This is a genomic window from Uliginosibacterium sediminicola (assembly GCF_039631295.1).
GTDB lineage: Bacteria > Pseudomonadota > Gammaproteobacteria > Burkholderiales > Rhodocyclaceae > Viridibacterium > Viridibacterium sediminicola.
Genome location: NZ_JBDIVE010000003.1, coordinates 412755 through 418754 on the forward strand (window position 1 = coordinate 412755; position 6000 = coordinate 418754).

At 53.5% G+C, this 6000-nt stretch carries 10 protein-coding genes; 1 reads left to right on the plus strand and 9 read right to left on the minus strand.

The annotated features are described in order from the left end of the window. Positions 1–64: 64 nt before the first annotated feature. The 5 genes from ABDB84_RS08870 to ABDB84_RS08890 form a co-directional block, all read right to left on the minus strand. Positions 65–628: a tetratricopeptide repeat protein gene (locus ABDB84_RS08870; RefSeq protein WP_345919350.1), complete on the minus strand. Its 564-nt coding sequence runs from the start codon at positions 626–628 to the stop codon at positions 65–67. An 86-nt stretch (positions 629–714) separates the two neighbouring features. Further along, a complete protein-coding gene (locus ABDB84_RS08875; protein ID WP_345919351.1) occupies positions 715–1152 on the minus strand; it encodes a DUF695 domain-containing protein in 438 nt (145 codons plus the stop codon). Between the two features lie 176 nt (positions 1153–1328). Beyond that, positions 1329–1670, minus strand: a complete 342-nt coding sequence (locus tag ABDB84_RS08880; protein ID WP_345919352.1) for an immunity protein Imm33 domain-containing protein — start codon at positions 1668–1670, stop codon at positions 1329–1331. 96 nt (positions 1671–1766) lie between these two features. Further along, positions 1767–2120 carry a DUF7684 family protein gene (locus ABDB84_RS08885; protein WP_486985101.1) on the minus strand — a complete coding sequence of 118 codons (354 nt, stop codon included), beginning with the start codon at positions 2118–2120 and terminating at the stop codon, positions 1767–1769. Positions 2121–2169: 49 nt separating this feature from the next. Beyond that, on the minus strand, positions 2170–2715 hold the full coding sequence (locus ABDB84_RS08890) for a hypothetical protein (protein WP_345919354.1): 546 nt from the start codon (positions 2713–2715) through the stop codon (positions 2170–2172). Positions 2716–2861: 146 nt separating this feature from the next. Here ABDB84_RS08890 and ABDB84_RS08895 point away from each other — a divergent pair, with 146 nt between their 5' ends. Then, positions 2862–3011, plus strand: a complete 150-nt coding sequence (locus ABDB84_RS08895; protein WP_345919355.1) for a hypothetical protein — start codon at positions 2862–2864, stop codon at positions 3009–3011. A 252-nt stretch (positions 3012–3263) separates the two neighbouring features. On the opposite strand, the gene ABDB84_RS08900 is transcribed toward ABDB84_RS08895, so the two are convergent. The 4 genes from ABDB84_RS08900 to ABDB84_RS20075 form a co-directional block, all read right to left on the minus strand. Further along, positions 3264–3722, minus strand: coding sequence for a DUF6756 family protein (locus ABDB84_RS08900; protein WP_345919356.1), 459 nt, complete (start codon positions 3720–3722; stop codon positions 3264–3266). A 1091-nt stretch (positions 3723–4813) separates the two neighbouring features. After that, complete coding sequence (locus ABDB84_RS08905; RefSeq protein WP_345919357.1) at positions 4814–5140, minus strand: hypothetical protein; 327 nt, start codon at positions 5138–5140, stop codon at positions 4814–4816. 54 nt (positions 5141–5194) lie between these two features. Then, the gene (locus ABDB84_RS08910) at positions 5195–5605 is read right to left on the minus strand and encodes a WapI family immunity protein (protein ID WP_345919358.1); all 411 of its coding nucleotides are present in this window, start codon (positions 5603–5605) and stop codon (positions 5195–5197) included. 92 nt (positions 5606–5697) lie between these two features. Next, positions 5698–5949 (minus strand): GNAT family N-acetyltransferase, encoded by a 252-nt coding sequence (locus tag ABDB84_RS20075; RefSeq protein ID WP_428715081.1) that lies wholly within the window; start codon positions 5947–5949, stop codon positions 5698–5700. Positions 5950–6000: the final 51 nt, after the last annotated feature.

Sequence of the window (6000 nt, forward strand, 5' to 3'; positions counted from 1 at the left end):
CGGAGCGCGAAGCGCGGGGGAGCCCACAAGCTCAGCTTGTTGGAGATCTCTCTCGTCGGAATTGTCAGAGCGTGAGTAAAGCAAGACGGCTTGCATACTTGGAAATGTAGATATTTGCCAATCGATCACCTTCGACTCGGTCTGTAATAGTCATTTTCAAAGAAATCGCCTCCATAGCGGCTTTTGAGTCTTTTTCGATGGTCTCTTCTATTGGTTCATTTGCCTTGTTTGCCCCGGCGGTGGCTACGGCACATTTATACCAAGCATAAGCTTGGGCGTAGTTGATTTTTACGCCCCGACCTTCTTCAAAAGCCACACCAAGATGCCTTTGCGCTTCCGAGACGCCAAGAGCGGCGCCTTTTCGAAAGAGATTAACGGCTTGCTTGGCGTCTTCTGCGCCGCCGAGGCCGTAATAAAGAAGATGCCCAAGGTTGTTGTACGCCTCATCGTTAGCGCCTTCGACAATAGCGGCGCTCCAAAGCTGGCGGGCAAGCACATAGTTTTTACTGCGCCAAGCTTCGACGGCTCGGTTGTATGCAGATTTTTCTGGGGTTGAGACCTCATTTGAGGTAGCGCACCCAATTAAAGCACTAACCAGCAGTAATGAGATTACGGTGATTTTTTTCATCGACAAGTTCTAACCTGGAGGCGCGGAGGGGTCTGCAAGCCCAGATTGCAGGCGGCTCCTCTCGACGGAATTGTTAGTCACGCAGATCATTGCTTTACACCGGAAATGAACCTTGTGTATGTGTTCCACTGAGGGTCTGGGCTAGCATGCACTTCGATAGGGAACGGCTTTTTATGGCCAAGCGCCGCGTTGAGACGCAGTAAAAATTCATTCTCTGAATTTGCGTAGTACATCCATTCTTTCAAGTTGTCTCCGGTGGATACCAGAGCCAAAGTGGAGAACCCGTCCTTTTCCACGGCAGCCTCAAGAGAGCTCTCCAACTCCTCCATGCGCTCCCGCTCTTCTATTGACGGCATACCTTTTTCACCGTTGTAGCGCCACACCAAAATCACACGATTTGGCTGCGTCGAGCGGTCAAAGTCCTCAGCAAATTCTTGAACGTAGCGGTAAACAATTGCAGTTCCCTCACGTTCGTTTTTTGAGACGGCCGTTGCCCAGACTTGGGCACTTGCAATATTTGTCATGAGGGTCAGCAGAAGTACGAAAAAGGCGCGGGACATGATGGCTAAGGTAGAGGTAAGGGGCTGCCGGCGTGCGTAGCGCGGAGGGCAGCAACAAGCACAGCGGGTAGGCTGTCCTGTTCGACTGCAGGGTTAGACTGGTTTTTCCGATACAAGGGCGCAGGGACGTAGATCGACAATTAAGCCTCCAGAAGCGAAGGATCAAACCACACGTCTTCGTAGTTTTTGCGGTCAATCAAGAAACGGTACCCAGGGGGCAATTCAAGATAATCAAGCACCTCCGGCAATTTATCGGACAAGTGCTCTACGTGCAGCGGTGAGAAAAAATCGGGGTCTTCCGAAAACTCGTGGCCACACCAAAGATACCAACCGTTGGTTGTATCTGTTGGCTTGTGGCGCAGCCCATTGATGGGTTGCTTGCCGAGAGTCGACAGCGCAATACCGACCTTCGAGAGAGGGCGGGGCGACTGTGGCTTTTCGCCCTTCCGCTCGCAGACACTTTGATTGGTTTGGATGCGCATGACAATGGTGTTGTCTAACGTAAAAGTGAGGGGCCGCCGGAGCGAAGTGTAGTGAACGGCAAGCGCTGCATGCAGCGGCCCCTCTCGACGGCAGAGTTAGATTTCAGTGACTTCGACATCGCGACTCCAGCCTTTCAGATCACACCATTGCTCCGCAAAGGCGATGACCTCGGAAAGAGTTTCATCAGGGTGGGATGTGGTGTTGCAGAAGGCCCCTGGTTTCTCTCCGGAGGTATCTAGCTCGATACACAACCAGTCCATTGCTGCTTCCCATTCTCTGCAATCAACGCCAACCGCCGCAAAGAGATCTGGATCAAGCCGAATAATTTCACGCAGCACCGGCCTGTGCGCCTCGGAATATGCGGTAGTTGAGTGGAGCACAACGCACTTTGGCATGGAGAAATCTAACGTGGAAGTGAGGGGCCGCCGGAGCGACGCGTAGGGAACCACAAGCGTAGCTTGTGGCTGTCCCTCTCGACGGCAGTGTTAGGTTGATTCTTCATTGCTCGCGTTGCACTTCAGCGTTGAGGCTATGCATTGCAGCACTCATCAAGGAGTCCTTAAAAGCCTCAAGAACTCGTCGCTCCCGCTGGGTGCGGGCCAGCCGCTTTACCGCGTAACCAACTACAAGACCAAGGACTGCAGTTCCCGCGAGGACGCCAAGACGAATAGCGCTCGGCGCCACCCACAACCAAGAGGTGTGCAAAAGAAATGCAAGCCACGCTACGAACAGTGCAAGCTCTATAGCGATGGCAATCCATGAAATCGGCGGGAATGTGGCAATAATCTCGCGCGACCGGTGGTTCACCCAGCCAACAAGTTGCTGCCAATCATTGGGCTCTCGAAAGAAGGCCGTGACGGTTGCTCCCGCTTGCTCTTCAGGCCATCCATCTAGCGTAAGAGAAATGCGCCGCTCCCCAGCAACTTCAACACCAAGCAATGTGTTCTTGGGGCCGCCGCGCCCCCAGTAGCCGCGTTGACGATCAAACTCCCGCTCGATTACTACCCGTTGTGAATACAGCAAAGTAGGTGCGGTCGTAGCCACGATCTTGATGCCTAATGTGGACGTGAGGGGGCGCCGAGCGTAGAGAGGGAAGCCAGCTCGCTGGCCGTTCCCTCGACTGTAGTGTTAGATGCGAATCCACCCTTGAACATTTGCCGCACGACCTTCCGCCCCTGAAAGATGATTGCATGAGCATAAGCGCAGAGCCTTTTCACCCGCAAGTGCCCCGCTTACTTTCGCTTGCGGGAGCCGAGCAAACGACCGGCGAAGATCAACGCTATGCCAATGAATACGAGCGCCGCAAGAATGATTTGAGGGAGATGGCTTTCATTGCTTGAGGGCACAACCCTGAAGTACGCATGATGCGCTGATGACCCAGAAGGCCACAGTACCCAATCTATTGGGAGCAGATCAGCAACTGGCGACAGCAAGAGCAGGCCAATCACTACAACCCCACACCCGATCCAGATTAGCCAACGACTCATTTATGCAGAGCTCCAGTATCTAACGTGGAAGGGAGGGGCAGCCGGCGTGCGTAGCGCGGAGGGCAGCAACAAGCACAGCGTGTAGGCTGTACTACTCGACGAGTGTTAGACCGCATTTTCACGGAGTCTCTGTTCCACGAGTGGTCCGATGGCAAACACGACATCGTGGTGTGTTTCGCATATCAGCCAACTCAGATCTCTGGCAATCAAATAATACTCGAAGGCGTAGCACTGTGAGATAACCTCAGACGCGATACGCGGTGTTGTTTCGAATACAGGGTAATGCGGAAGTGCGCTCTCTTCAGCAACGAACCAAATCTTTTCATTTTCGTTTGGCGCTATATGCGGAAGGTACTTCCAGCCATCACCATTTCTGAACTGAACGAAAACTCCCGGTTCTCGAAATGACTCCCACCACCAAGCGTGATCCCCTCCGGACACAAAACGGTTCAACGCTGCATTGAATACCTCAAGACTCTGATTGCCAGGAAGCAAACGCATAGCATCTTGCGGCAAACTCAAGATGGCAACCGCGCTTCGGATTTCATCGACGACAGTTTCCATTTGGCTAGCGGTCTAACGTGGAAGGGAGGGGCAGCCGGCGTGCGTAGCGCGGAGGGCAGCAACAAGCACAGCGTGTTGGCTGTAACACTCGACTGTAGTGTTAGAGTGGGGCGCAGGCATAAAAATCGACGTGTAGCGCTTGCTGTCCGTGGGGACGAATTTACCAGTAGGACTTCAACCATAGGCCGTCATAAGAACCCCTTCTCCTTTTTCCGGAGAGAGTATGTGGCTACTGCTGCGGCAACAAGTAGCATGGCTCCAATGCCGAAGCTCGGAATGACAAGCCACAGTAAAAGGCCCTGATCTCTCAGTGCAGCAAATGTGTTGCCCCACCATTCTGGATTGACACTACTGGTATTGACCAAGGTGAGTGAGAAGCAGATCACCGCAATACCTAGTGCGAACAGCCATGCACGAACTCGGCGAAGGCGTTCTAGTTGCACCACGTGACTCAGATTTGTATCTGAAGAGTTTGGCATCGATGCTTGGCCTCTAATGTTCGAGCTAACCCGCTTGCCGTAGCTGGTCCGGTTGAGCGAGGGCTTAGGCATCGTCGCGTGTACGCTCACTGACGATTACTCTTTCGAGTAGGTGATTCTATAGACTGTTGCGCCCTCTCTCCAGTACGAAGGCCCTTGGCGTACCCTAATGTTCAGGGCTGGCGAGGCGCCAATAGTTTCGTCGTCTTTGATCACCGGGCCATTGCTGAACCAGGTATTGAGCCGTTCCCAACAGTAGGGAGAGGACCTTCAGGCTGTTTCGATTCACGTCCTTTGCTTCGATCTCGCGTAGGCCGAATCCCTCCATTCCCTGCGTGGACAGGGAAAATCCCTTGTCTCGATCGTTCGAAATGCGGAAAGTCACCCAGAGCCAGACGGGGGGCACGCTCGGCAACCGCACTCTGCTTCAAGAATGCATCGGGGGACTGAAGGCTAGCTCCCTAGTAGCTTGCAACAGCGTTCTGCTCCATCAGAACTGCGACAACATCGGTTTGCAGGAGGTGTGCGTCGAGTGAGTCGGTCGAGGTCGGTGTCTATTGTGCTGACGTAGGCATGGGCCTTGTGTCTGGCCGTCTCATCGCAAGCCTTCTTTCAGTACCAAGCGCCTTGGCACAGGTCATCTATTTGCCCCTTTGGAAGAGGCGCTTCGATGAGGCCAATCATCAACGTGCCGCCGCGGATGCGAAGGAGAATGACCTTCTCGCCGTCTGCCTCCATGTTGTCGATCTGGACTCTTCCCTTCAGCCTCGCTTCGAGTTGCGTGCGGAATGCGTTGGCTTCGGGTAGCTTCGGCTCTGTAAGGAGCACAAAGGACGCAGCTTGGACTTCGCTTGGTTCCGCAGCGGCAGCGAGTGAGGAGACGACGATAAGCGCGAGGAGTGCGAGAACTGAGCGCATGGTGTTTGTGATGGCTAACATTTGAGATAACCGGCATGACCTGGCTTGCCGGGGCATGTTCGGTTGACTGAAGGGTTAGGCGGCACCGGGGACATCCTGCACTACTAAAGACTCCAGGACCCTCAGCGGCGCTAAGAGGTACGACTGATCAAGCTCTAGAACAAAGGACAACTTGTTCTCGTACGTCGCAAGTGACCATGCTTCACCAGTAATTTGGATATGGCCGCCGGTACTGGCGGCGAGCTTCATGTTGAATTGCTGCTCAGTTGCCGTGAACTCGGCTTCGCCGCGCAATGACTCATACAGGCTTCGCAGCTGCTTGGTGAAGAGTTCGAAGTCGACGGCTTCCATCCAAGGATTGATTTCTCCCCGAAATCGATTCACAGCAATCTCGACACTTGCTTGTGCCCACCCATCTGTGGAATACGAGCTAGGAAGCATGATCTTGATGTATTCGGATTCGGTGCCGAAGTGGATGACGTTCATGTGTGACGACTAACGTAAAAGTGAGGGGCGGCCGAAGCAAAGCGAAGGGTACCCACAAGCGCAGCTTGTGGCCGTCCCTCTCGACTGCCATGTTAGACCAATTGCATATGGTATGTAGCATCGTCTTCTTTCACAACTTTGAAACCTAAACGGTCATAGAGGCGTTTTGCCGGATTGATCTTTATGACCTTCAGCACCAAATGCTTGTTGACGATTTTTGCTCGATTAGCTTCTTGAGCAAGCAATGCTGACCCCACTCCTAGCCCTTGGAACTCCGGCCTCAGAAAGATCGTTCGGACCCAGTGGCGTTGGTCGCTCTGAATCGCCCCGGGTTTTCTAGACACCCTGAAGCCTTAAACTTTCAGGCTGATGGAGGTGTTTATGAGCAACAAGCG